1 protein-coding gene is annotated in these 1,036 nt (G+C 41.1%); it reads right to left on the reverse strand.

From position 1 onward, the window contains the following. Nucleotides 1-197 precede the first annotated feature (197 nt). The gene (locus F752_RS0123145) at nt 198-830 is read right to left on the reverse strand and encodes a hypothetical protein (protein ID WP_017734123.1); all 633 of its coding nucleotides are present in this window, start codon (nt 828-830) and stop codon (nt 198-200) included. Between the last annotated feature and the right edge of the window lie 206 nt (nt 831-1,036).

Below are 1,036 nucleotides of genomic sequence, written 5' to 3' on the forward strand. Positions count from 1 at the left end.
CAGGGTGAACAGACAATTGCCCTGGTAGGATTCGCACCTACTGGATTATCACCACCTCGTGGCACACCAACGTCCGTTGAATAAAGCAGGCGACCTTCACCGGCCCTAGCTATGCCCACGCAAAGGTAGACAATAGCATTGTCAATGGCTGAAAGCGCTGTGGGAGCTTGCTTTATTCTGTTGTTACCTGCTGTTTATTAATTATTTGTCCTGATGGAGTCAACACGTGTTACAGTCGTCGACTTTACCAGTATCGCTCCTTCATTTCCCAATTTATATATTTTATTTATTGAGTCTACAGTCGTTGTATAGCCTAAGCTATAGTCCTCATCTAGGCTTGATATTGTGGTAATTTTTAATACTGTGCCGTCGGTAGAATAGTCGAATATTTCAATCTGGTTATGTCCGCCGTCACCGCCTGCTTGTCCTAATAGGTCAGCTGACACTAGTTTTCCTTTGGTAGTGTCAAAAATGAAGTGGTACAGGTTGTTATAACCCACCTCATCATTGTGGATGATTGAAAAGAATATCAGATTGTCCTTTATAGCATAATCATGGTAGTAATATCTGGAGTAAGGGTCGTATTCTAGCTTGAGGTCTTCAACATTATTAATCTCAATGCCATGAAAATGAGCCTTGAAGGTAATTGAGTCAATTTGAGCCAAGCTGTTAACCGAGTCCAGATTAACATGTAACTGCCTTGGATGAGCATTGAGTTTTATTACTTCAACAAGTGATTTATTTTCCTGCTGCGCACTATCCTCTACTACTTTGTTAGAGCTACAGCCAAACAGAAATGTTATGAACAAAAGTATCGGTAAGGTTCTCATTTTAATAGCAGGTAACGGGTTTTAAAAACGCAGACGCCGGGTCAGACTTCGTTTATAAGTTACGGAAAAGTCTTTGCTTTTCAAGAGCTGTGTCAGACTACCCTGCTGGCGTTTGCTTTTTTATTGGGTGCTTGTTGCACTACTTCTTGAAAGTAATTGTTTAGCAGATAAGGAGCAACTTTTTTAAGCGATGCAGGGCAGGAAGA

Source organism: Nafulsella turpanensis ZLM-10, from assembly GCF_000346615.1.
GTDB lineage: Bacteria > Bacteroidota > Bacteroidia > Cytophagales > Cyclobacteriaceae > Nafulsella > Nafulsella turpanensis.

What these genes read in the sequence shown, in the direction of transcription:
- F752_RS0123145 (WP_017734123.1), bottom strand. Translation starts at nt 830, where the DNA reads ATGAGAACCTTACCGATACTTTTGTTCATAACATTTCTGTTTGGCTGT.